Consider the following 24,035-nt stretch of genomic DNA (forward strand, 5'->3'; position numbering starts at 1 on the left):
CTGACGCAAAATGCAACAGAATCTTTTATTCAGTACCTTCTTTTTATTTGCATGAAATAGAAGAAATCTAGATCAGGTAAAATGCCGAATAACAAGAAAGCTATTTGATGGATATTAAGACACTTTTGACCCGCTATTCGCTTAAATATGAAGAACGCCAGTCACTTGATTGTGTCTGGCGTTCTTCATATTTAACTACAAACCAGTTGGTCTACGACAATTTCATCTGCAATCATCTGAGCCTGCGTAGAGATACGAATGCGTTCCAGTGTATCATCTTCTGGCATGGGATGTGCGCTCAGATAATCCGAACGGATATGCTCCGCCATCTCAAAGGCTGCCTTATCAATTTTCGCACAATGCTCTGCCAACTTGCCGGTGAGAAGCAGTTCTCGGTACATCCCCGGCTTTTGCTCATGTAGGTAACTCAAACGGAGCCACCCATATTTCCCCAAGTTATCAAGTTCAGATTTTCCGTCAATTTCAATGTTAGGGTACAACAATCCATCAATCTCCGTGTACTCAAATTCAAACTTTGCCATAAAGCAAATCCTCCAATAAAGATTATTTACAATTCATCGGTAATCGTTTTGCTGTCTGCTAAACAATTATGATTTTCGTAAACATCCTTATTGGAGGACTGCTAACTGGAAAGCCTTGATTTTACTAAATAATCTGAACTTATAGATTTAATAATAATTTAAGCTTAATCACTTAAAAGATTATCAACCTCGACTTGTTTATCTCCGTTTACGATTAAGGAACCAATTCTTCCCTTTGTTTCAATTAGTTCAACATATACCAATGGTGAATATTTAAAGCCTTTCTTCAGACTATCATATCCAGGCTGGCTGCCAAATCGATCAGATAGAAGATTCATCAACTCTTCATAATCTTTTCGATCAATTACCCGTTCTGAATCCCAACGAATCCCATAACTTGGCTGTTGTCCACTGAGATACCCTTCATATTTTTCTTCCAGTTTATCTTTTAAATCCGGTATATCGGATTCCTTACAGGTTCCTTCGAATCTAAAAAGCCTCATATCCTTATCAAAGGTAAGCTTAAGCACCATATCAATTCCATAGATTGTATTACATTTTTCACCAATTGACATTTCGGTTATATTATTTGGATTAGATATTGCAGTAGTTTTATAATCAAATACTTTTTTCACTTCATCCATTGACATGCCCCACATCAGTTCTTTAATTGGAGGATCCCAATCTGTTTCATTTTTGTCTTTTGAACAACCAAAAGAAAATATACTTAGACCTAGGATTGCAATAAATAATTTTATTTTCTTCATAGCGACACCCTTTCATATATAAGTTTCATAGATAGGCGTTTGCAAAACGCCACAACCCGCATAAATACGGGGTATTTCTTGTAATAAAAAAATATAACTCCTCACCGATTTGTGGTAAAATTGAGTTGTCGAAAAACAATCCACCAAAATCCGAAAGGAGTTATATACTTATGATAACATATAAACAGCTTTCTTTGGAAGAAATTTTCTCTGATTGCAAAGAAAAATTTGAAAACGACAAATATCAATTTCTATCCTTATTGGAAAACAACCTTGATCTCGATGAGTTTATCTCATTTTCTTTTCGAAATCACTTTTATGCCCAGACCGGAAGACGCAGAAAATATCCACTTACTGCAATGCTTTGGGCTCTGCTCCTTCAGCGCATTTTCTCTATTCCTACCGATACCCTTTTAATCATTTTCCTCCGGTATTCCAAGGAGTTTAGGGATTTTTGCGGTTTTGGAAAGGTCCCCGATGCTTCTAAATTCACCCGCTTTAAGCAGGATTTCTTACCGGACTTACAATCGTTCTTCGATAACCTCGTCGATGTTACCGAACCAATATGCCAAAAAATCGCTCCCTCTCTTGCATCCATGACTATTTTTGACACCTCTGGAATCGAAGCTTTTGTCACCGAAAACAACCCCAAGTTTGCAAACCGTATTATCAGCCAGTTAAAGGCATATGCAAAGCTCAAGGGCTTTGACAAATCTTATGATCCTTACAAAGCAGCCTATAACTCTATGCCTTCCCACGCTGCCGCCGATCCAGCGATTAAGCAACTTTATATCAATGGACATTTCTGCTATGTCTTTAAGTTTGGCATGATTACTAATGGCCTTGGTATTGTCAGGGATATCTCTTTTTATAACGAGTCCTTTTTAAAGTCCCATCCTGAAATCATCATCGACAAAAAATCGGATTCCCCTGACGAAGATAAATCCCTCGCAGATTCAAAAGCTTTGCTTCCGGTACTTAAGGATTTCTTCCGTAAACATCCACTTATCAATCCGAAAACCTTCCTCGGGGACTCTGCTTTTGATACCATCGACATCTACAACTCACTATTTACCGAGATAAAGTTTGAAAAGGCTTATATACCTCTCAACAACCGTTCCAAACTGACGGATAATGACTATACCATAAATTCCGATGGCATTCCCTGCTGTCCACATGATCCTTCACTTCTCATGAAACCAGAGGGGAATACGTCACATTTACGCTGTGGTCTTAAAACCTTCAAGTTTGTCTGCCCTCAAATGAGATATGACCGATGCAGTGACGGTAAATACCGTCGTGTAACCCACTGTGTTAATCCTTGCACGACTTCCCGCTGCGGAAGGATGGTCTATGTTTATCCGCAGAAAAATCTAAGAGCTTATCCCGGTGTAGTGCGTGGTACTGATGAATGGGATGCTACTTACAAAATCCGCTCTGTTGTAGAAAAAGGCATCAACCACTTCAAAAGTAGTTATTGTCTTGCCGGACGAAAAACACAGAACGAAAAAACTTTACATGCGGATCTGCTTTTGTCTGGAATCACCCAGCTGATTACTGTCGTACTGGCTGATAAAATACATCAGCACAAGTACATACGGAGCATGAAACCATTGATTGCATAGACTATATCTGCCTTGATATCGTTTTACATATAAAATTTCTGTCCGTTCTTTTTGTGTACTCATTTTTCTGAAGCAGCTTATGCAATGCTGTTATGCGGACCTTGAAATTTAATAAAACCAGTTTTTCATACGATATCTTTAGTATGGCCTTTTGTCTTCAGCGAGTTTCGCAATTGCCTAATAAGTTTCATAGATACTAGAAGGCTATAAAATCTTTTTCCACTTTTCAGTATTATAGTAACTCTATTTAGGAATATTTTTTATCTGTGTGCAAATTATAAGCAACATACAACTAATCATATATTAAAGATTAATTTCTTGTATAGATCTACTATGCCTTTTCAATATTATACTGTTAATGATTTTTCAACCTGTCACCAGACTGATCTCTTGGACTGTCTGAGCATTGCTCCTAATTCTGTCATTGATTATTGAGATACTTGGGGCAGTGTTCCTGCCCCAAGCTTTTAGTAGATGGCAAACCGGATCGATATAGCATCCAGTGCCAACTTCCTGTTTCTTTCATCCAAATGACACATCAGAGAAAAGGGCGAAGAATCCTCATCACTATAACCGTTGTACAGGTTGAACCCCAATCGAATCAATGCTCTACAGCCAGATGAAAAATCCACTTCTCGATTTGACAGACCGTTCAGGATATGGTGATTCTTAAAGTTATAGATGAAGGAACGATTCTGGTACAGATCCCGGTTGCCGGAGATAATGAAGAACAACGCCATCCGTTCCCTATCGTCTGGATGGGTATTATCTTCCTTAAGAAGCTGATCATACCATTCTTTATGGGATGAAAGGATTAATGTACGGGTGCCCATTGTTACATCCCTCCCCTCAGCATTTCATGGTCAACCACGTATCTTACCATGTGCTCATCAATCAGTCGTTTATTCTGCTGAAAAGCATACATCAGGCTTTTCTCAGCAATCCTGTTGATACTACGGGGGATTCCGGTAGATTCCTTATGGACTTCATCAAATGCTTTGTCGGTAAAGATATCTTCCCTGCCGGCAGCATAGGTTAAGTGGGAGCGTATATACCGCTCCGTCTCAGCCCTATCCAGATGGGGAAGTACACAGTTAATGTCAATTCGCTGCCTCACAGCAGCGTAACGTTGGAGTTTCAACTTCTCCCAGAGTTCCGTCTGACCTACAAGAACCAATGCCATAGGGCTCATGGAATCAAAGCGGTAGTTCAGCAGAAAACGAAATTCCTCAATCGTTTCCTTTTCCAGCAAATGTGCTTCATCCAGGATGCAGACGACCTTTTTCTTCTGAACGCCTCGGATGATTTCTACTTCCTTCTGGAGCTGACGTTTTGCATCCCCACGGTAAAATCTTGATTCAATGCCTAGCTGGTCAAGCAGCCCCTTGTAGAACCACCTGGGCGTTAGCTTGGAGTCCGAAATGTACAGAAATATATATTCCTCCTTCGGCAGCGAAGATACAAAGGAGCGAATCAGTGTTGACTTCCCACAACCAGCATCGGCGGTAAGTACCGCAAAAAGCTGGCGGTCAGCCGCATAGGTTAATCTGCCGAGTGCATCTGCAACATAGGGAGATTCGTAAAGCTTCTCCGGTGGAAGATCGCGGGTGAAGGGCGTGTGTTCCATTTCATAGAAATGTTCATACATCGCTACGTCCCTCCTTCCGATATGCACCAAAGGAAAGGGCATTCGCTTTCATCTGGCGGTTCTCTTCGTGGCGTCGTTCCAATCCCTTAAGGAAACGGGAGGTCTCCGGTTCTTTCGCAAGCATACATGCCGGGAGTTCCGGTTTCGGATCACAGAAGCTACCAATCGTAAGAGGCTTAGCCTCGATAGGTTCTATTCCCGGATAGGTAACAGTGATGATCTGTGGAGCCATCGGATCATATGCAATCTCAACCGTTACACCGATAAGTGCAGCACTTGTTTCGTACTTAAGGCCTTGAAAGCTGATACATGCTCCCTTGTCTACTTCACGCTTCTCATGGTGAAGAAATGCTTTTCCGACTACAGATGCATCGAGAAATAACAACGGTTTGGAATCGCGGTTCCATTCCTGCCTTGGACTGATCCCTTCTTTTGGTACAGGGGAGCCGAGACTCCGGTAGTATTCAGCACTCCCTTCATGTGGCTTGTTGTGGTAATACTCTTCAAGCCAGATATCCCAGTAGTGGTTTAACTGCTCCAGTGTTCTTACCTTCTGTGCTTTGATCTCAGCAAGGAAGGAGTTGATAAAGCGGTTAAAAACCTCCACACCACCTTTGGACTGAGCAAAGTAAGGTCTAGCATGAAGCACCCGGATTCCAAGAGTGGAAAGTGACCTGATCAGTTGTCTGGATACGTACTGCTTTCCATTGTCGTGGAACGCTACGGACATTTTTCCGTGCTTTAAGATGGCACGGCGGTAGCTGTCTTCGACAATCTCAGCTCTCTGATTATCATAGAATTTCGCATCAAGGACAAATCTTGAATGATTATCGATGATAACAGAAAGGTATGTCTGGACCATTGCGCCATTCTTTCCAATCGGAAGTACCGGACCGTATTTTATGTCGGCTTCCACAAGCATCATGCGGTTTGATTTGCAAAATCGCTTGGAAGAGCTTGTTCTGGCTTCGGTGTATTTACGCATCTGCTTTTTGCCAAAGCCTGCATCATAGAGATGCCTCTGCAGGGTGGGACGCTTTAGAATCCCCGGTGGTACATGTCCTTCCATCTCAAGGATCAGTATGATCTGAGCTACAGAACGTGTCGGTACCTCCCGTTTTAAATGAATCGCCTCTGACAGCAATTCATCGAAGTTGTCTGGCAGATTTTGTGAGCGTCGCAGCTCACGATTCCTGGGTTTTAGTGCTGAAAAGCCGCCAGTTTCATAAGCCTTTTCATAACGGTAAATACTTCGGGTAGAGATCTGGTGTGCTTGGGACAGCTGTTCTCGAAGAGCCTGCTTCTTGGCGATATCAATCCCATCTTCCAGAAGAGGAGCAATGAGACGAAAGCGATTTAGGGCTTGTTCTTCCTGCCATTGTTTTGTTTCTGCATTTGTATTCATGATAGATTACCTCCTTTTAAGGCAATCATACGCCAAAGCATTCGTGACAACAAAACAAAGTCGGTGCAAGATAAACAGCTCAGACGGTAGCAAGATAGCCGCCTGAATTATAGATAAACCGGAGGATGGTCTCGAACTACCTCTCGTGGGAACTACGCAATTCCTGGAGCAGTGAAACGCCGGATTTTAAAAGTTCCTCCGTAAAACCCAGCATCTGGTATCCTATGGACTTCAGATAGCCATCTATCCTCATGGTATTCGCTACCATCCAGTGATGCCATCTGTGGATGGTCATCTCACATGGATAGTCCTCAGTATCTTCATCTTCTTTGGTGACAAACCCATCAAGGACACCGGAAATAACCTCTGCTGAGTAATGCTTGTAAGGTACCATACAGTCAGGGAGCTCCCTGTGGAGCATCCGGCAGTGTGTGCATTTGAGACGATTTATGAGATACCGGAGACGTTCTCCACCTTCCTGTTTCAGGATGCGTAGGCAGGAATCCCTGTATGCCAGTGGCTTTCCACAGACAGGACAGAAGGATGAAGCACGGCTCTCAACTAAAAATATTTTCTTCCTCATTGTAGGTAATGAAATAATCTGATATAATGATCATGTTTTTGGGAGTCTCAGAGTGCATGATCTGTGGTAGGAGGATGTGCTCTGGGACTTTTTCCTTTCGTATGCTAATGACAGTATACCGATCAGTCCAGAGACAATCAATAAAATCTATTTTTTGTTAATTTAAGAGGTCAACAACAATTATACCATATTATGTGAATAACTGCGACAATCTGTTTGTGTTACCCCCCCTAAACTTCATTACATAAACCTCAGCGCAAAGTATAGCAATCAACCTTTATACAGAACGGATATTTGCCTGAGAAAGTATCATAATAAATTCAAGTACTTTAATAAAAACTTTGATATTTCTCATTTTGACAAAAAAACAAGACCTTCCGAAACTCGGAAAGCCTTGATTTCACTGGATTTGTTGTAAGCGCGAGACGGGATTCGAACATTACCGCCATCCGTGAACCCTATAAAATAAAGGAGAAAAGCACACTGTCTATTAAGTGTCTACAGCCTGTCTACAACTGTTTTATTGGAAAAATCTTGTTTGTAAATATTGATGTTATTATATATAAGTGATATGATTCAAAGGATAGAGAATATTTTGTTTAATCAAGCGATAGTACACTAATGTTAGCAACTGTGAATTGAAAATTATTTATATAATGCGGGGGTGTAGGATAATGCGAGATGTTCATGTACATTTTTTACATGGAAATGGTGGAGGCTACAATATTGATTTTTTTGAGGGTTTTATCAAAGCTGCTCAAAATACAGGGCTTGATGAAATATACTTGCTTGAACATACCCACCAATTCATTGAGTTTGAGAAAGTATACGAACCAATAAAGGCATACAACGATTATCAGCGTAACTGGATATGTCAAAAAATGAACAGTTCGATAAAAGAGTATATTAATTTTATAGAAACAGTAAAGGATACTCAATACCCTGTAAAAGTTAAATTTGGTCTTGAAGTTTGCTATATTCCTGAAACTGCTGACGTACTAGCAAGCATTCTTGACGAATATGAGTTTGATTTTCTTACAGGCTCTGTACATTGGATCGATGGTTGGGGATTTGACCATACAGGACAGAAAGGGCTTTGGAAAAGTATGAACGTAAATGAGGTTTATAAAAGGTACTATAACATAATGTTCCAATTATGCGAAAGCGGTCTTTTCACTGGTCTTGCGCATCCTGATTCAATCAAGTGCTTTGGTTACATACCTGATATCGACTTAGCAGATTATTATAATGAATTATCAGTTCTTTTATGTAAACATGGTATGTATGCTGAAAACAGTGGTGGTCTACGGTTAAATTATTGCTCGGATTTGGAGCTGGGTCTGAATTCAAAATTGCTATCTGTTTTTCAAAAAAATAATGTGAAAATTACGACAGCTTCTGATGCGCATAAACAAAGCGATGTTGGTGTAAATATCCTTGAACTTGAAAATATGCTCAAAGATTAGTTTACACATAATAAGCATTATCTGAAGTTAGGTTGGTTTGACTTGGCAGTAAAATAGGACGCTCCTTCTTTCACAATTTTCAATTTTAACAGCAATTGAAGCAATAGTATGCTTTACTCCCCTCGGTTCACTTCCGGCAATTGGTCCTGTTGTAGCAACTCTATCCCATGTTCCTGTTATCGTTACGGCAATTTTGCTTGGTACGAAGGCAGGAGCAGGTATGGGCTTTTTTTTCTGGTTATTTAGCTTTTTGGTTTGGACTTTCATGCCGCCTTCTCCTATTGCCTTTGTTTTTACACCATTTTATTCTTTAGGTGAATTGCACGGAAATATCTGGAGTATCATTATATGCTTTATTCCTCGTATCCTCATAGGCGTTGTCACTGGTATCACACATGAGTTTTTTTCACGCCGTTCTTTAAACAACTTTTTCTGCTATGGCATAAGTGGCGTACTAGGTAGTTTGACAAGTACTTTTTTGGTCCTTGCAGGGATTTACTTCTTTTTTGGACATGATTATGCCTCTGTAATCGGTTCCTCGTATAGCTTACTACTTGGCATTATTGGAATTACAATCCTTACAAATGGTATTCCAGAAGCAATTATCGGAGGAATCACAGGAATGGCTATATGCAGACCATTGAAAATATTGCTGTTGCACCGACAGTAAAGGAGGAAGTGATATGCTTCAAAGGAGAGGGTATATTTGTCTTATCAAGCGATGATACACTATCGTTAGAGACTATGTATCAGCAAGGAAATGTTAACAGGTACTATTTTGTGAATGAGGAAGGAGAAAATACGGGTGAAGAAAGTAGTAATAATTAATGGCCCTATAGGAGTCGGTAAAACCACTGTTGGAAAATTACTTTGTAATAGATTGGACAAATCTGCATTTATTGACGGAGATTGGTGTTTTGATTTACATCCATTCATTGCCAATAAAGAGACTAAGGATATGGCAATTGATAATATAGTTCATATGATTAATAATTATCTTAATTGTTCCCATTGTGATTATGTTGGAGAACTATTATCTATGTAAAATAAGTGAGATATCTATTATGGATAATAAATTACCAAATTGCGAAAGGTAACGATAAAAAAAACACATGATGCGAACAAATGAAATGTTAATATAAGTATAGAGCGTGAGAAAAAGAAAAGGAAGAACAAGCCGCACTAAACAAAAAGCAAAATGAAATAGATGAGCTTAATTCGAAGACCTTTTCAATTATTAGTGAAGCTATGATAAAGAAACAGAAAGAATTGAATTTGAGCAATCGAAAATTTGCAAAGTATTTAGGTATAGGGGTAAGGCAAGTTGCATATGTGCTGGAGAAATACGCAGAACGTCAAGGCTTAGCTACAAAATCAACACATAAGATGCGTAGACCTTCGCCAGTAATCTAAATTCATGCGGTGTACCTTTGGATTGTATCCATGAATTACTCGGAAACAGCAATTTAAATACAACTTTGGGATATATCTATAATCCATTGACAGAAAAAAACCTATGACCTCAAAAAAAGCATTGTAATCTGTCTACAAGTGTATACAGGCTATAGATACATATAAAAATCGGGAAGCCTTGAAATCAAGACTTCCCAATCATTTAATCGAAGCGCGAGACGGGATTCGAACCCGCGACCCTCGCCTTGGCAAGGCGATACTCCACCACTGAGCCACTCGCGCATACGCTGTTATATCTGTCGCGCAAGAACTATAATATAATATCAGAGGTGGGTTTGTCAAGCCAAAAATCAATAAATTATAAGGTTAATTTTTTCTATCTATTCATTTTCTATCAGAGAAGCTTTTACCGGTCTCATAAGAGGGAACAAAATCATATTCTTGATATTCTCTTCTCCTGTAAGCACCTGGAGGACGCGGTCAATTCCCATTCCCCAGCCGGAGATGGGCGGCATTCCGTATTCCATCGCTGTGATATAATCCAGATCCAGAGCCATGGCTTCTTCATCGCCCTTTGCCTTTAGCCGGGCCTGCTCCAACAGGCGCTGCTTCTGATCCGCCGGATCCACCAGCTCAGAATATGCATTAATCACCTCCGCTCCGTTGATGATGAGCTGAAAGCGGTCAACAACCTGGGGATTCTGGTCATTGGCCCTGGCCAGAGGGGAAAGGGCGGTGGGATGCTCTACCAGGAAGGTGGGAGAGATCAGCTTCGGACGGCTCACCTTTTTATACAGAAGATCAATCAAACTGCCCTTACCTAGTAAATTCAACTCCATATCAGAGTCCAAATCGATATTTTGCAAATGGATCTCCTTAAGCAATCCTTCTGCACTGTCATAAAGGTTGATATCGATACCGCAGTCCTTCAGGATGAGATCGCGAAAGGATACGGCCGGCCACTCCCCTGCAAAATCAATCCGCTGCTCTCCAACCACCAGTTCCGTCCTTCCAAATAGCTTTGTGACCGCTTGGCAGAGCATATTCTGCAGAAAGGTCATATTGTCCTTATAGTTATAGTAAGCGCAGTATCCTTCCAGCATTGTGAAGTCCTGAAGATGTGTGGTGTCAATCCCTTCATTTCGAAAACACCGGGCAAATTCAAACACCTTGGTAAAGCCTCCTACAATCGCGCGCTTCAGATAAGTCTCAGGAGCAATCCGCAGGTAAACATCCAGATCCAGAGCATTATGATGAGAGACAAAAGGCCGGGCCGTCGCCCCGGAAGGCTTTTCAATCAATACGGGTGTCTCGATCTCTATATAGCCCTGATCCTCTAAAAACCGCCGTACCTCCTTCATAAAGCTGAATTTTAACAGGAACCGCTCCCTGGTATCCTCGTTCATAATCAAATCCAGATAGCGCTGCCGAAAACAGCTGTCCGTATCGTGGATGCCATGAAATTTCTCCGGCAATGGCTTCAAGGCCTTTCCAAGGAAAGTGACACGGTCTGCCCGAATGGTCTTCTCGCCTGCCTGGGTGGTGAATATCTCACCTTCTACGCCCATGAAATCCCCTATATCAAACCCCTTCTTAAAGAATTCGTAAGCCATCTCTCCGACAGAATCCTTCTTCACGGCCACTTGAATCCTTCCGTGAATATCTGCCAGCGTCACAAAGGATAGTTTCCCCATTTTGCGAAGGAGCAGGACTCTTCCTGCCGTTTTTACATTCTTTGTACCGTCGGCCAGCACTTTTACTTCCGTAATCTCATAATTTTTCTCAAAACGTTCCGGATAGGGATTGGCGTAGGCTTTGACATACTCCAGCTTCTTGCTTCTTGCTTCTTCTAAAATCTCTTCACTCATGGTTGTTTCCTCCTTATTCTATCATTATACCATAATCACAAGTGATTATGGTATTGGTGCTACGCACCAGGATGTGCGCTCCCTTCGGTCGGCACCGGTATAATGTCTGTCGACATTATACCATAGTCGCAAGCTCCTATGGTATGGCACTCCGTGCCAGGATGTGCACTCCCTTCGGTCGGCACCGGTATAATGTCTGTCGACATTATACCATATCCGCAGATTAGGAACTCAATGACTGCGCCATTTCGTTCACGTTGCACTATCCACGAATGCAAAGGCATTGATTCAAGCAAGCTTGATCAATGTCTTCACATTCATGGACTAATCTGCTCATTGTGGACATTAAAAAAGCCCGTTCCCTGACTAAACTCAAGGACGGACATACCCGTGTTACCACCTTAATTCCTGTATATCTCACGATACACAGCTTTGCAAGTACGGCCAACGGCGATACTCTGGTGCTGTAATGGGCACTCCCATCGTAGCCTCAGCATTATGCCCACAGTTCTTATGGCAGCAATGCAGTCGGTACGCAGTTCCGAGGCTTTATTCGGTACGGACGGATTCCTCCGTCCCATTGCTTGCTGTATCTCTTCACACCGACTGAGATTCTCTGGGACAGCGGGGCAATGCCTACTTCTCTCTTCCTAACCTTTACTCTATTGTGTTTTGCTTATGCTATCACAGAACAGATATAGTGTCAAGTGTTACGGCACAATTTTAAAACAAAGCCGTAATGAAAAAACTTTATTGTCCAGGTCTGCCGAGATCCCTCCGTTCATTTTCTGGGTAAGCTCGTGAGCGATTGCAAGCCCGAGACCGGATGAGTTTTCTGTTCTCGCCATGTTCGCCTTATAAAAACGGGTAAATACCCTCTCTATATGGATCGGCTCCTCTTCCTTTATCCCATTGGAGCATACGAAGACGGCATGCTTCTCCTCTGTTTTCAACTCCAGACGGATGGAATCACCCCCCATGAACAAGCGCATTTTTTACGATGTTCTGCAATATTCTTCGTAATGCCTCCTCATTCCCATTTATAAACAATAAAATAGGAGAATATATCTCAGCCCTCCTCAAAGGGAAGGTAAACTTGATTAACCATCTGATCTTATAGTACTCCCACGTTCTATTAATGTAGGAGGGATTCTGCTTATTGTTGGGAATTCCCTTCCTTCCATGGCAGCTGTCATGGCATCAAACAAGGTTCGGGCATATTGTTTGAAATCAATAGCAACTGTTGTAATCGGAGGTCTTGCCATAGCGGATACACGAACCCCATCGGCTCCGATGAACTTGATATCCTGGGGCACCTTAAGCCCGGCATCCTGTGCCTCGCACTGAGCGCCGAAAGCCACATGGTCGTTGATACAGAATACAATCTCCGGCAACTCGCCGGTCTGTAACAACTTTCTCATAGACTCAGCTCCATCTACTTCATCAAAAGAATTTCCATGAATCCATTCCTTTTTAATTTGAATATTATGCTTGGCCGCTTCCTCCATTAGATATTTCTTCTTATTATAGGAAGGGTAGGATGAACCGGCTCCGCCAAAAATACCCATGGTTGTATAGCCATTCTCTGCTATATACCTAATTGCTAACTGGCACCCTAATCTATCGTCTGAATGCACCCCAATACAGCCGAATTCATCGGCCTGCTCACTGCATAGGATACACGGTATCGTCTCATTCAAAGTACGGATTTCCTCCTTAAGCTCATCCGGTATTCCAATCCAATCAATTCTGCCTCCCATGATAATAACTGCTTCAACTCTTGTTTCCTCCAAAATCCCTAGAATTCTGCTTTCCAGCTTATGATCATTCTTTCCATTATTCAAAATAATCATATAACCTTTTTCGGAAGCCAGTTTCTCAAATTCATAATATACGGATGAAAAATACTCATTGCCAACGAAAGGAATCACAAAACCGATTAAACCCGTCTGACTTTTTTGTAACCCACGTGCGATGGCATTCGGCTTAAATTTATATTTATCCACGATTTCCTGAACCATTATTCTGTTTTTCTCTGACACTACGCCATTTCCTGTTATCACCCTGGATACCATGGAGGTGGATACCCCCGCCTCCCTGGCAATATCATATATGGTAATATTCTTTCTTACTTGCGGCTGTCTTGACCTTTTGTTTTCTTTTTCCATTCCTCTGCCTTTATCAATTTATTTATATAATAAGTTTATATATGATTAACAATGTATCCCATTACAGTCGTATTAGGTAATTATACCCTACATAGAATTTTCTTTCAATAGCATTGGATATTTCTACGAAAAGCCGATGCAGATTCTCAGATATTGTGGTATGAACCAATGTCAGTTAGTTGAGCGAAGTGCTTGAAAATATTACTGTGTGAGCAAAATATAAATAATATTCTGCTCACACAGTAAATGAAACAATATATTCGGAGGTTACTCAGTCTGCTTAATCTCCGTTCTCAGTATTCTCTGATGCGGCCTTCTCTTCTTCCGCTTTTACCCTATCGACAACCGCCTGCATATCTGCATCATAATCATGTGTCTTGATATCAGCAATTGCAGTATCAATCTGGGATTGATAGGTTTCAATTGCTGTCTGGGGGGTGGTTGAACCGGAGGTGATCTCTTGGAACAAGTTACCCATAACCGTTTTAATATCGTTAAATCCATTAATCGGATTCACTACGCTGACACCCTCTTCAAGAATGTATTTTGCATTTTTAAAGGATTCTGCGTCGCGTGCCCAGTTCTCAAGCTGAGCGTCCACCAGCTCGTTCAGCTCATCCGCTGTTTCTGTAAAATGATTAATTAAGTTATAGATCTGAGCCTTTTCCTCTGCATTTTCAATGCCGTTTAACATGCCCCATGCTCCAAACTCCTTACCATAGCAGGAATAGTCCGTTGCAGAAGGTCCCTTCGGAAACGGAACCCATCCCCATTCATCAATCATACCGCCTTCTGCCACATCCAGGTAGCTGCCTGCAATCCAGGACTCTTCCAGGCACATCAGGTATTTGCCATCGCGGAAATCTTTAATAAAGGAATCCCAGCTCTCTATGCTCCAGTCAATTGCATTGCGGAATTTAACTGTGGTTGTGAAATCCTGAAGTGCTGTCAGGGCTTCTATTACCTTGGGATCGGAAAGATCAATTTCCATACCGGTATTGGTCTTAGCAACAACATTGGCTCCATTGGAATACATATAGTTCCACTCTAGGGATTCCCTTGCATTGAAGCCATAAATGTCTATTGTGCCATCATTATCCGTATCCTGATTACCTGCGATAGCAATTTCCTTGAACTTATCCCAGGTCCATTCTCCCTTTGCTGCAAGATCAAAGAGATTCGGTAAGTTATATTTCTCAAAAAGCGTCTTGTTCCAGAATATACCATACCGCACTTCATAATTCTTACGCAGCGTTACATAATAATTGTTATTATAGTATCCTGCTTCTGTTACATCCGGACGCCAAATAAAATCATTTTCATCAAAAGACGAATAATTATTCAGGGGCTGGATAATACCACCTTCCGCAAGGGAGGGAACATGGTAGGTCATCATGTACGCAATGTCTACAATGGGCTCACCTGCCAGCACAGAGGTAACATATTTGTCATAATAGCTCCCGGTGCAATCAACGTACTCTACCTTACAGTTGTAGTTGTCTTCCACAAATTTAATACGATTATAGTATGCCTCTGACATGGCATCGGCATCCGGGTTGGGAGCGCCATTGGCGTTATACCACCCAATTCTTAAGGTGATTCCATTAAAATCATAGGTAGGCTCCGGCTCTGGTGTGGCGGTGGGCTCCGGTTCGGTTGTAGGTGTAGCAGCTGCCGGGGTACTGGTTGCCGGGGGGGTGGTTTCATTACTTCCTTCGTTGCCGGCACATGCGGTAAAGGACATAACCATAACCGCGGAAATCAGAATTGCAATAATTCTCTTTTTCATACATTTCATCCTCTCTTTTTTTTTATTCATAACTGTTTTCAGCAATAGCCCTAAGCTATTCCTTTACAGCTCGAATTCATTCTATGGTTTTACGTTATTTAGATTTGACTGCTAACCCACGATACCGGATCGTTCAATCCCTTCGATGAATGACTTCTGGCTTATCACATACAATATGATCAAGGGAATAATGGTGAGCACAACGCCTGTATTATTGATCATAGATGAAAATCCCGGACTGATAAAGTTCATATCTCCGCCGAAAGATTCATACTGGGCTGCCACATTATACAGCAGGGAAGTAAGCGCGTTGGGAATTATCTTAAGGTTGTTAAGATACAGGGAGGAATAAAAGGAATCCGTCCACTGCCATACAAAACCAAAGAGGAATACAGTAACCATCATAGGTACCGCGCTGGGAAGCATAATCTGTACAAAGGTGCGCAGCTTGCCGCTGCCGTCCACAAATGCCGCTTCTTCCAGCTCCTTTGGCATTCCTTTAAAAAATTGCCTCAGCATATAGATATAAAGCCCATTTTTAAAACCCGTACAAGTAATAGCCTGAATAAAGAAGGGCCAAAAGGAATCGATCAGATTCAATGGTTTGCCGTTCATCGCTGATATAATACCCATAAAATCAAAAAACCGAAAATTCAAAAATAAGGGAAGCATAATGACCTGGGGCGGTACAATCATCATGATAATAACAAAAGCAAAAAGTATCCTCTTTCCCGGAAACCGGAATCTGGCAAATCCATAAGCAGTTAGCAGACACGCAAATAACTGAGTGAGCGCTACTCCTCCTGCCAATCCCACGGTCCTTAAAGCGGTTCTGACATAATCCATGCTCTTCCAGGCAATCCGGTAATTATCCAGGGTAAAGTGCTTCGCCACATATCTGATTGACGAGTCATACAGATCCTTCTCTGCCATAATGGATAAGCTGATTTTTATAAATACCGGTTTTAATATAATGAAGCAGATACCTAATACAATAACCCCCCGGATAATACCCCAGAGAAATGCTCCCAGCCTGGCCTTCGTAAGCCGGGGATGCCGCTTCCTAACGGGTCTGGCCTTAACCAACAGCCCTTTTTGTTCAACCGACTGTTCCATATAATCCTCCCATCTTAACTGAGTTATTTCTCGTCATAGTAGAATACCCTCTTGGATATCACTGACCCTACAATCAGCAAAACCAGCGCAATGCATATAAAATATATCCAGGCCATAGCGGAGCCAAAGCCATACTTAATATCCTTGAATATGGTTGTCTGAATCTCAGTCATCATCCCGTTGGTTGCGCTGGTAAAGGAATCGATAATCGTATATACACTGTTAACAAGGATTAACGGGCTAATCATCGGAAAGGTTATCTTCCAGAAGCTCTCCCAGGCGGTGGCTCCTTCGATATCCGATGCTTCATACAGAGATGGTGATATGGATTGCAGACCGGCAAGGAATATCAGTATCTGTACCCCGGAAGCAATTATAATGTTATATACGCCATTTACTGCATCAGCGAGAAATATTACCACATTAACCGGCAGATCTGTATAAGTAACCAGCAATATCGCAACATTGAGAAAGGAAGCAATATCATCTCCCCCGGTCTGTGCCAGATTCGCTGAATTTAATAATAAATCCGAGGTCTCAAGGCTTAAAATAGCGCCGGAGGACAACAGCACCGGAAAAAAGAAAATGCTTCTGACTGCTGTCCTTCCACGGAACTTCTGATTAAGAAGATTTGCCGCAAAAAAGCTGAAGATAATAATGAGAGGAACACTGGCGGCCATCTCAGCCATAGCATTCAGCAGCATCCGGTTATACTCCGGATCGATTGTCAAAGCTCTGATATAATGTTCAAGGCCCCCCTTTGCCGCAGTACGGATAGACATCCCCGCCGAGGTCACTTCAAGGTTACTGAAGCTGAACCTTATTGACTGCATTATCATGGGCAGAAATACACCCAGTAGTCCCATAAGAAATGGAATCAGGAAGAGAAGACCCGCCATTGCTTCTTTCCCGCGCAGGGTCAAACGGAGCTTCCCCTTGTGCTTCTTAAAATACATCGCCTTCACCATCCCTTCACTATGGTAAAATCCTGTGCAGGCACAGTAACACCGTCCACCGTTACAGGCTCCTTATTGTAGTTCACCACAATTTCACGCCCTTTTTCATAGGTAGTCTTGTATACTCCTGACTGAAGCTTCTCATGCTCTGTAATGATCTGTCCCTCTAATCCCCTGTATACCTCATTCACATGATGATAAGCAGCAACTATTCTCTCCACCCAGTCTTTATAGTTTACCGAGTAGAATTCATCATAATCCGTGCCCACAAGCCGGGAGTTATCCTCATAAATCCATTGGACATAGAGATCTGCACCGCTTTCCACACTCTTTAACAGCGTTGTCTTATAATCATCCGAATTATTCAACGGTGCTCCTGCAAAACTCATATATCCGCGGATTACCATCTCATAGAATGGTACCACCTCATCCGTTATACGGTAGTGGTTGGAGTCCATAGGGGCATTCAGCATACCATTCATATATCCCAGGGTGTATACATTGGAATTATCGCCCAGTAAACCGTATTGACAGGTATCCTCCAGGGTCTGTAAAGCTGCTTCATAATAGCTGATAGCCGTCTGGCGGTCCGTATATCTTGATTGATACAGGTCAGAATAAAGATGATGGCTCATATTTCCAAGGCTAATTCCCGGAAAAGAATATTTTCTGGTTCTTGAGACAAATTTTCCTATCACTGTTTCCGCAAAATAGGGACTAATCATCTGGATTTCCATATCGCCAATACTACCATTGGATATGAAATACTCCCTTGCCTTAACCACGGTATTGTCAAAATACCTTGGCGCATAACGAAGTCTGTTATAGCCATCAAATAATGTATCCTTATGCACATACTGAAAATCCACATCCATATAAACGGGTATGTTCTGCTCCGTCATATCCTGCAAGTATTCCTTCATGGACACCCCTTGCCGGTTAAGCTTCGACAACGGCTTGATGCCCGTTACTGCGCCTCCTTTCAAACCTCCCTGTGCCCAGCCGGCATATTTGACGATAATATGATCAATATCCTGCTGCTTCAGTATATCTGTGATTTCTTTTGCCTGCGAATAGGTTGTTAAGGTTTCTGCAGCCAGGTATTTAATTCCCAGAAAGGACTGGTATTTCTCAATTGCGCCGATCAATTCCACATAGAGGGCAGCATCCTCCTTCACAGACAATTTCTTCAGCTTGCCCTGATGAACTAGGTAATTCCGGTAATATGCAGCCATACCGGAATAATCTGCCTCCTCACCATGTAAAAACCCGTACCGTATCTTGTATGTCCCTTTGAAATCCGGATTAGAATACATCTGAAAACTGTTTGACCCTATGACCTCATCCAGGGAAATGGAACCGTATTGCAGATAGGTAAAGCCAGGATATACATTATTGTAGGAGCTGGTTACACCCGATACCTGAGCTGAGATATCCGCATAGCCATCGCCCTCTTCAATAATACCAAGCCACGCCTTATCCCCTGCCTTTAATCCAAACACCGGCATTTTCACCGTGAGCTTCTCATCAACCTCCGACTTCCATTTCCTCATAAAGTTAAGTGTTCTGTCTTCTCCATATACCAGGGCACTGTAAGCAGGAACATTGACCTTGCCGTTATTAAGATTGATTAATGCACCGCTCCCGTCCGGAACAAAAATATATCCCTTCTCCTTTGTGTCTGCTGCCCCGAAATATTCCATCATGTCGATGTCCACCAGATAGAAGCCATCCTCACTGTTATATTCAATCGCGCCCGGATCAATGGAAACCAACAGATTATCCTTCTCCAGCGTATAGGTCAAGGGGATCTTAAACCAAGGCTTCGCTTTCCCCCCCGCAGCTCCATTCTCTGCAATATCATTCTCCTTATCCTGAGCTGTATAGCCCGCCTGAACAAAGTACTCCATCATCTCTTCCTTTACATAGTCCTTGGTTCCTGCCTTTTGAATATAGATATTATGCAGCTCCAATCCAGGATAAGTTTTGATATATTCGTCCTTTTCTGACTGCTTCATAGCCGCAGGGCTAAGAAGTGTATAATATCTTAGCACCTTCTTGGCTGCCTTCTCCTCCATTCTGCTTGTAAACATCAGCATTCGTTCTTCGCTGATAACCTCAGGAAGAATCAACTTGGAGACCAATTCTCCTAAGGTGTAAGTGATGGTAACCCCATTATCCAGCGGGGTGATCTCAAACTGCCCTCCCAGGATGGAATCATTGTAATTATCCATCTCACTTGCCTGTACATTCTCATTAAAATAACGTATGGAAAACTGGGCTTTCATCTGCCGCTGATAAAAAGCCGATGCTCCTGCATCTTCCCCGGCCTTCGGAGGATTGGTAAACCAGATATCTCCGGTTGCCTTCACCCTGACCGCCGCATTGGTATCCTTCTCATCAAGATAGAGCTCCAACGCATCATTCTGGGTAATTTTCTGCATCCTGGCAAGATAGTCTTCCTGTTCTGCCTGGATGGCCATGAAATCGATATCCGCCTCCATATCCGATCCGTCCCCGCCCATAACCTCTGACGGGGGCAGGCCATCCTTCGTATCTGCACGAAGCTCCTGAAGCGGTGCGAAAGGCAGTAGGAGGAATATCAATACAATGCATGTAAATTTACGAAATTCTTTCTTGATCATTTTAATAACCATGCCTTTCTCTGAACCTGCAAACTCTGGGCTGCAAACACCAATTTACAGCTATTGTCCTCTACCGGAATCTTACCTCTTTATAGATTGTCTCTGTAAAGGAGATCATCTGCTGAACTACGCTGAAGAACAGCAGCCCGATAAACATTATGATTCCCATACCCACAACGGTAAGCATGCAGGTCAGTATGGTTTTTCTTAAAGTATACTGATGGGTTACCATGGTTCCCAGTATAATTAGCAGGCCCGCCCACAGATAACTGACCGCTCCGAACACATAGTAGAAGCTTCCTTCATTGACAGTGATCATATGGCTGAATGCTATTAATGGGATTCGTATGAGAACAATAGGAAACAAAGCATACCCGGTTGCAATCATAATATCCTTCATCTTACCCTCTCCATCCATCAGTGAGGTAAGACACCAGTTGGCCACACACCACAGGAGGTAGAGAAGCAGAACGGTCATGATATCAACTATGACATTTATATCCTCCAGGCGGTTAAGGTTGAACAGGAAGCCCGTTTTTTGTTTCTCTGCCGTCAATGTCAGGATAGTTAGTACCACGAATACCCAGGCCGCAGAAAGACTTCCCCTGCGTTCCCTCTTCAAATCCCAGAAGCCGTCGAAGGGGTGGAATATCACATGAAATACATATCTTAACGTTTTGACATGGTACATCGTACTTCACCCGCCCATCTTCGAATTTTTTTTACCCAGATCAGTAGCATGATAACTGCAATAACTGAGATAATTCCTGCCATGATTATGCCGAAGTTATGTTCCATCTGTGTTTTTCTGTAATAATAAAAGGCCTTCGAATAATACTTTCTTGAATTACCCAGTTTAAAATATTCCATGGCTTTCTTATAATCACCGCTCTTAAGATATGTCTTGCCAAGACCGATGTATGCCAGCTCACTGTTGGCATTTGCCTTTAATACCTCCTGCCATTCCTGATTGGCGGTTGCGGCATCTCCCCTGTAATTGCTTCGCATAGCATTCAGAAGATGCTTCCCATATTCCGTAATATCATAGATCAGAATGCTGCCGCGCACAGAATCCAGAATATACATCTTTTCCTCATGCTCGCTGAGAGTCAGCGCGACGGGATTCTGCAGGGTACCGTCCCTGCTGCCTGCACCGCCAAAACAGAATAGATTGTTGCCGTCATAGTCATAGGCAAATATCTTGCCGCCGGCACTGTCCAGGATAAAATAACAGCCATAGTCCGTAGCATATGCATCCGTAAATACCGACCAATCCGCATCTGCTGTAGAATACAGATCGCCAATAATGGACCATTTCCCCAATCTTCGAAGGACATCCGTGCCTGTCGGATTCAATCTGCGGATGGTATCCGCCCCCAGCATGTAATCCTCCTCGGACAGGTTGCTTATAGTAGCATAGATAAAATTCTCCTCATCTACAAAAATGCTGCTATACTCCGTAGGTATGATGGTTTCCATTCTGGCTCTCTGCTCTTTCGTAGAGAAATAATTCTTCCATATGTACTCAAAGGTACTGATGCTAACCTTCGCTGCTCCCATAAAGCCCTGGAAATCCCCATTGCGGTCAAACTCCACCAAACCCATATTAATACCATAGGCAATAACATAGATCCGTCCGCTATGGTCGACTGCCAGCTTAGTGGGCTTATATACCTGTGCTTCCGAAATCAGCTCCGTAACCGGGCGGCCGATTTCACGAAGAAAACTGCCGTCCGGAGCAAATTCTACGATTCTGCCATTATCCGTGTCGGCTGCATAAATGGTTCCATCCGGGGTAACAAACACCCCCTGCGGCTTATTCAGCCGATCCTCTTCGTCTGCTCCGCAGGTAATCTCCAGAAGCAGCTCTCCTTCTGCGGACAGCTTAAGAATTCTTGAATTATTTGTATCTGCAATGTACAGCTCCTTATTATAGTAAAACATATCCTGGGGATAGCTCAGTGCAGTTCCAATATCCCCGGCTTCCAGGGTGTGGCTGTATAAATAGGAATGAGGCTGGCGTACATCATCCCCCCAGAAATTATAGCTGTAGCTCTCATAAGGTACATCCGCATAAGCGACATTGGTATTACTGCTTATCAGGATAATTCCCATCAGTAATATTGCAGGAGCGGACCGGAGTATTTTAACAATTAAATGCTTCTGTATCATCATTTCCACTCCCCCCTATTCCTTAATCCCTGAAGATGCCATGGTTTCAATAATATTACTCTGACTAATAATAAAAATCGTAATCGGAACAATCATCATAATGACTGCAACAGCGGCTGAAGCGCCTGCTCTGGAGATACCCGCCGCAGATATCTGCGATAATGCATAAGGCAAGGTCTTAAGCTCCTCACTGTAGATATAACTGGCTCCCTGCAAGTTCCATAGATCTTGAAAGCAGAATATAATGAGGGTCAGCCACGCCGGCTTCACCTGGGGCATTCCGATTTTCAGAAAAACAGCAAACTCACTGGCACCGTCAATTCGTCCCGCCTCCAGCAGGGAATCCGGTATCTGCTCCATGAACTGCTTCATCAGGAAGAGTCCCAGGGGTTTTGCAATTGCCGGTACGATAAGTGCCAGATAGCTGTCCAGCCATCCTATCCCCGACATAATTAGATAGTTGGGAATGGCCGTCACCTGGGCTGAGAACATAAGGGCAGTTACGATAATTCCGAATATTACCTTTCTTCCGGGGAATTTGTGCTTCGCCAGTGCAAAAGCACATAAGCTGGCAATCAGCAGGTGTCCTGCGGTACCGGTTATGGTGATAAATACGGTATTAAAGATATATCTGGAAAACGGAACCCATGATCCCCCCATTAAAACAAAGACATCATGGAAATTTTCCAGAGTGGGGTTACGGACAAAAAGTCTTGGCGGGAACACAAATAATTCTTCCAATGGCTTTAATGAGTTACTAATTGCCAGTATCAAAGGAAGGGCCATGAAGGTTCCCAGAAAAAGCAGCAATATAATATTAATGATATCTCCGCTTCTGGAATGGTTTGGCTTCTTTCTCTTTTTATGTTTTATCAATGCCATAGTTAAGATCCTACCTTTCTTAAGAAGAACTGTACTGCTTTATTGCATAGGATCATAACAAGGAAGAGCAGTGTCGCAATGGCCGAAGCATACCCCATCTCAAATCGTATGGTACCGTAATCCACCAGGTGGGATACAACAGTATGCGCCGCATAATTAACGCTTGGAAACCCCGCCAGTGCCGCCAGCTGGTCATGGATGGCAAAGGAGGCTGTGATCGTCATTACCGCACCAAACATTAACTGCTCCTTCATAGCCGGCAAGGTAATAAACCATAGTTCCTGAAAACGATTCTTAATTCCATCCACATAGCCTGCTTCATAAAGGGAACGGTCTACATTCTGAAGTCCTGCAATAAAGGACAGAAAGCCGGTTCCCATACTCATCCAAAGCACTACCACAATCAAAATCGGCATAATATATTTGCCGTCCTCAAACCATAATATGGAACTAAAGGTAATGTTCAGCTTCATGAGCCAGCCGTTAGCAAAACCATAGCTGTCACTGGAGAAAATGTATCGCCATATGATATATGCCTGCCCTGATATGGTGGGCGCATAGAATATCAGCGTAAGGAATGCGCGGATCCCTGGCTTTAAATCATTAATCATCCAGGCAATGAACAGTGCCATAAAGTAGCCGATTGGCCCGGTAATCACAGCGAACAGGAATGTGTTCTTTACCGCTGTCAGGAATACCTCATCTGCAAAGAACAGATTGATATAATTCTGCCATCCGATAAAGCTGGGTTTCTCCAGGATATTGTAATAGGTAAAGCTCAAGCCAATGGATACCATAACCGGTATCAGGTAAAATACAAGAAACAATAAGCAAAAGGGCATTATGAACAGGTAGGAAATCTTATGCTTCTTCATGGAAGCCCATAGAAATCTGCCCTGCAGATGTATATATCCCTTAAGGAGGGGGAAGAACTTCTGCTTATCATTCATAGCCTCACTTTCTTTTTCTTTCATACTCTCTCCCCTCTCT

Annotated in this window: 23 protein-coding genes and 1 tRNA gene; 6 read left to right on the forward strand and 18 right to left on the reverse strand. The window is 42.6% G+C overall.

Translation table 11 applies throughout. The annotated features are described in order from the left end of the window. Window positions 1–191: 191 nt before the first annotated feature. Both HNQ56_RS23530 and HNQ56_RS23535 read right to left on the reverse strand, forming a co-directional pair. On the reverse strand, window positions 192–542 hold the full coding sequence (locus tag HNQ56_RS23530) for a TnpV protein (RefSeq protein WP_429150934.1): 351 nt from the start codon (window positions 540–542) through the stop codon (window positions 192–194). Window positions 543–706: 164 nt separating this feature from the next. Continuing rightward, a complete protein-coding gene (locus HNQ56_RS23535; RefSeq protein WP_429150936.1) occupies window positions 707–1,309 on the reverse strand; it encodes a hypothetical protein in 603 nt (200 codons plus the stop codon). A 170-nt stretch (window positions 1,310–1,479) separates the two neighbouring features. Between HNQ56_RS23535 and HNQ56_RS23540 the strand changes: the two genes are divergently transcribed. After that, window positions 1,480–2,934 carry a transposase gene (locus HNQ56_RS23540; RefSeq protein ID WP_429150937.1) on the forward strand — a complete coding sequence of 485 codons (1,455 nt, stop codon included), beginning with the start codon at window positions 1,480–1,482 and terminating at the stop codon, window positions 2,932–2,934. Window positions 2,935–3,401: 467 nt separating this feature from the next. Here the strand turns inward: HNQ56_RS23540 and HNQ56_RS23545 are convergent, their stop codons facing one another. From HNQ56_RS23545 to HNQ56_RS23560, 4 genes are all read right to left on the reverse strand, one after another. Further along, the gene (locus HNQ56_RS23545; RefSeq protein WP_429150939.1) at window positions 3,402–3,767 is read right to left on the reverse strand and encodes a DUF6075 family protein; all 366 of its coding nucleotides are present in this window, start codon (window positions 3,765–3,767) and stop codon (window positions 3,402–3,404) included. 2 nt (window positions 3,768–3,769) lie between these two features. Beyond that, window positions 3,770–4,582, reverse strand: coding sequence for an ExeA family protein (locus HNQ56_RS23550; protein WP_429150940.1), 813 nt, complete (start codon window positions 4,580–4,582; stop codon window positions 3,770–3,772). Next, window positions 4,575–5,987, reverse strand: coding sequence for a DDE-type integrase/transposase/recombinase (locus HNQ56_RS23555; protein WP_429150942.1), 1,413 nt, complete (start codon window positions 5,985–5,987; stop codon window positions 4,575–4,577). Before HNQ56_RS23555 ends, HNQ56_RS23550 begins: the two co-directional genes overlap by 8 nt. A gap of 136 nt (window positions 5,988–6,123) precedes the next feature. After that, the gene (locus HNQ56_RS23560; RefSeq protein ID WP_429150944.1) at window positions 6,124–6,570 is read right to left on the reverse strand and encodes a DUF6431 domain-containing protein; all 447 of its coding nucleotides are present in this window, start codon (window positions 6,568–6,570) and stop codon (window positions 6,124–6,126) included. 674 nt (window positions 6,571–7,244) lie between these two features. Here HNQ56_RS23560 and HNQ56_RS23565 point away from each other — a divergent pair. The 4 genes from HNQ56_RS23565 to HNQ56_RS23580 all read left to right on the forward strand — a co-directional run bounded on the left by HNQ56_RS23565 (window position 7,245) and on the right by HNQ56_RS23580 (window position 9,081). Further along, on the forward strand, window positions 7,245–8,036 hold the full coding sequence (locus HNQ56_RS23565) for a PHP domain-containing protein (protein WP_429150946.1): 792 nt from the start codon (window positions 7,245–7,247) through the stop codon (window positions 8,034–8,036). A gap of 139 nt (window positions 8,037–8,175) precedes the next feature. Then, window positions 8,176–8,706, forward strand: a complete 531-nt coding sequence (locus HNQ56_RS23570; RefSeq protein WP_429150978.1) for an ECF transporter S component — start codon at window positions 8,176–8,178, stop codon at window positions 8,704–8,706. Further along, window positions 8,667–8,864, forward strand: coding sequence for a hypothetical protein (locus tag HNQ56_RS23575; protein WP_429150948.1), 198 nt, complete (start codon window positions 8,667–8,669; stop codon window positions 8,862–8,864). Before HNQ56_RS23570 ends, HNQ56_RS23575 begins: the two co-directional genes overlap by 40 nt. Beyond that, the gene (locus HNQ56_RS23580) at window positions 8,842–9,081 is read left to right on the forward strand and encodes an AAA family ATPase (protein WP_429150950.1); all 240 of its coding nucleotides are present in this window, start codon (window positions 8,842–8,844) and stop codon (window positions 9,079–9,081) included. Before HNQ56_RS23575 ends, HNQ56_RS23580 begins: the two co-directional genes overlap by 23 nt. A 578-nt stretch (window positions 9,082–9,659) precedes the next feature. Here the strand turns inward: HNQ56_RS23580 and HNQ56_RS23585 are convergent. Together HNQ56_RS23585 and lysS are read right to left on the reverse strand one after the other, a co-directional pair. Continuing rightward, window positions 9,660–9,731, reverse strand: a tRNA-Gly gene (locus HNQ56_RS23585). A gap of 98 nt (window positions 9,732–9,829) precedes the next feature. Beyond that, window positions 9,830–11,317, reverse strand: a complete 1,488-nt coding sequence (gene lysS, locus HNQ56_RS23590) for a lysine--tRNA ligase (protein WP_429150952.1) — start codon at window positions 11,315–11,317, stop codon at window positions 9,830–9,832. Between the two features lie 305 nt (window positions 11,318–11,622). Between lysS and HNQ56_RS23595 the strand changes: the two genes are divergently transcribed. Next, window positions 11,623–11,787 carry a hypothetical protein gene (locus HNQ56_RS23595; protein ID WP_429150954.1) on the forward strand — a complete coding sequence of 55 codons (165 nt, stop codon included), beginning with the start codon at window positions 11,623–11,625 and terminating at the stop codon, window positions 11,785–11,787. 240 nt (window positions 11,788–12,027) lie between these two features. Here the strand turns inward: HNQ56_RS23595 and HNQ56_RS23600 are convergent, their stop codons facing one another. The 10 genes from HNQ56_RS23600 to HNQ56_RS23645 all read right to left on the reverse strand — a co-directional run bounded on the left by HNQ56_RS23600 (window position 12,028) and on the right by HNQ56_RS23645 (window position 24,019). After that, window positions 12,028–12,309, reverse strand: coding sequence for a sensor histidine kinase (locus tag HNQ56_RS23600; protein ID WP_429150956.1), 282 nt, complete (start codon window positions 12,307–12,309; stop codon window positions 12,028–12,030). A 108-nt stretch (window positions 12,310–12,417) separates the two neighbouring features. Then, window positions 12,418–13,485, reverse strand: coding sequence for a LacI family DNA-binding transcriptional regulator (locus HNQ56_RS23605; protein ID WP_429150957.1), 1,068 nt, complete (start codon window positions 13,483–13,485; stop codon window positions 12,418–12,420). Window positions 13,486–13,765: 280 nt separating this feature from the next. Further along, on the reverse strand, window positions 13,766–15,274 hold the full coding sequence (locus HNQ56_RS23610; RefSeq protein ID WP_429150959.1) for an extracellular solute-binding protein: 1,509 nt from the start codon (window positions 15,272–15,274) through the stop codon (window positions 13,766–13,768). Window positions 15,275–15,385: 111 nt separating this feature from the next. Continuing rightward, window positions 15,386–16,390, reverse strand: a complete 1,005-nt coding sequence (locus HNQ56_RS23615) for a carbohydrate ABC transporter permease (protein WP_429150961.1) — start codon at window positions 16,388–16,390, stop codon at window positions 15,386–15,388. 23 nt (window positions 16,391–16,413) lie between these two features. Further along, the gene (locus HNQ56_RS23620; RefSeq protein WP_429150962.1) at window positions 16,414–17,358 is read right to left on the reverse strand and encodes a carbohydrate ABC transporter permease; all 945 of its coding nucleotides are present in this window, start codon (window positions 17,356–17,358) and stop codon (window positions 16,414–16,416) included. Next, complete coding sequence (locus tag HNQ56_RS23625) at window positions 17,352–19,991, reverse strand: DUF5696 domain-containing protein (protein ID WP_429150964.1); 2,640 nt, start codon at window positions 19,989–19,991, stop codon at window positions 17,352–17,354. Before HNQ56_RS23625 ends, HNQ56_RS23620 begins: the two co-directional genes overlap by 7 nt. 70 nt (window positions 19,992–20,061) lie before the next feature. Further along, a complete protein-coding gene (locus HNQ56_RS23630) occupies window positions 20,062–20,682 on the reverse strand; it encodes a Yip1 family protein (protein WP_429150965.1) in 621 nt (206 codons plus the stop codon). Further along, window positions 20,661–22,166, reverse strand: a complete 1,506-nt coding sequence (locus tag HNQ56_RS23635) for an SMP-30/gluconolactonase/LRE family protein (RefSeq protein ID WP_429150967.1) — start codon at window positions 22,164–22,166, stop codon at window positions 20,661–20,663. The genes HNQ56_RS23630 and HNQ56_RS23635 overlap by 22 nt, the downstream gene beginning before the upstream one ends. Window positions 22,167–22,178: 12 nt before the next feature. Further along, window positions 22,179–23,045, reverse strand: coding sequence for a carbohydrate ABC transporter permease (locus tag HNQ56_RS23640; protein ID WP_429150969.1), 867 nt, complete (start codon window positions 23,043–23,045; stop codon window positions 22,179–22,181). A 2-nt stretch (window positions 23,046–23,047) separates the two neighbouring features. After that, a complete protein-coding gene (locus HNQ56_RS23645; RefSeq protein WP_429150971.1) occupies window positions 23,048–24,019 on the reverse strand; it encodes a carbohydrate ABC transporter permease in 972 nt (323 codons plus the stop codon). Window positions 24,020–24,035: the final 16 nt, after the last annotated feature.

Source organism: Anaerotaenia torta (genome assembly GCF_050433395.1).
GTDB lineage: Bacteria > Bacillota > Clostridia > Lachnospirales > Lachnospiraceae > Mobilitalea > Mobilitalea torta.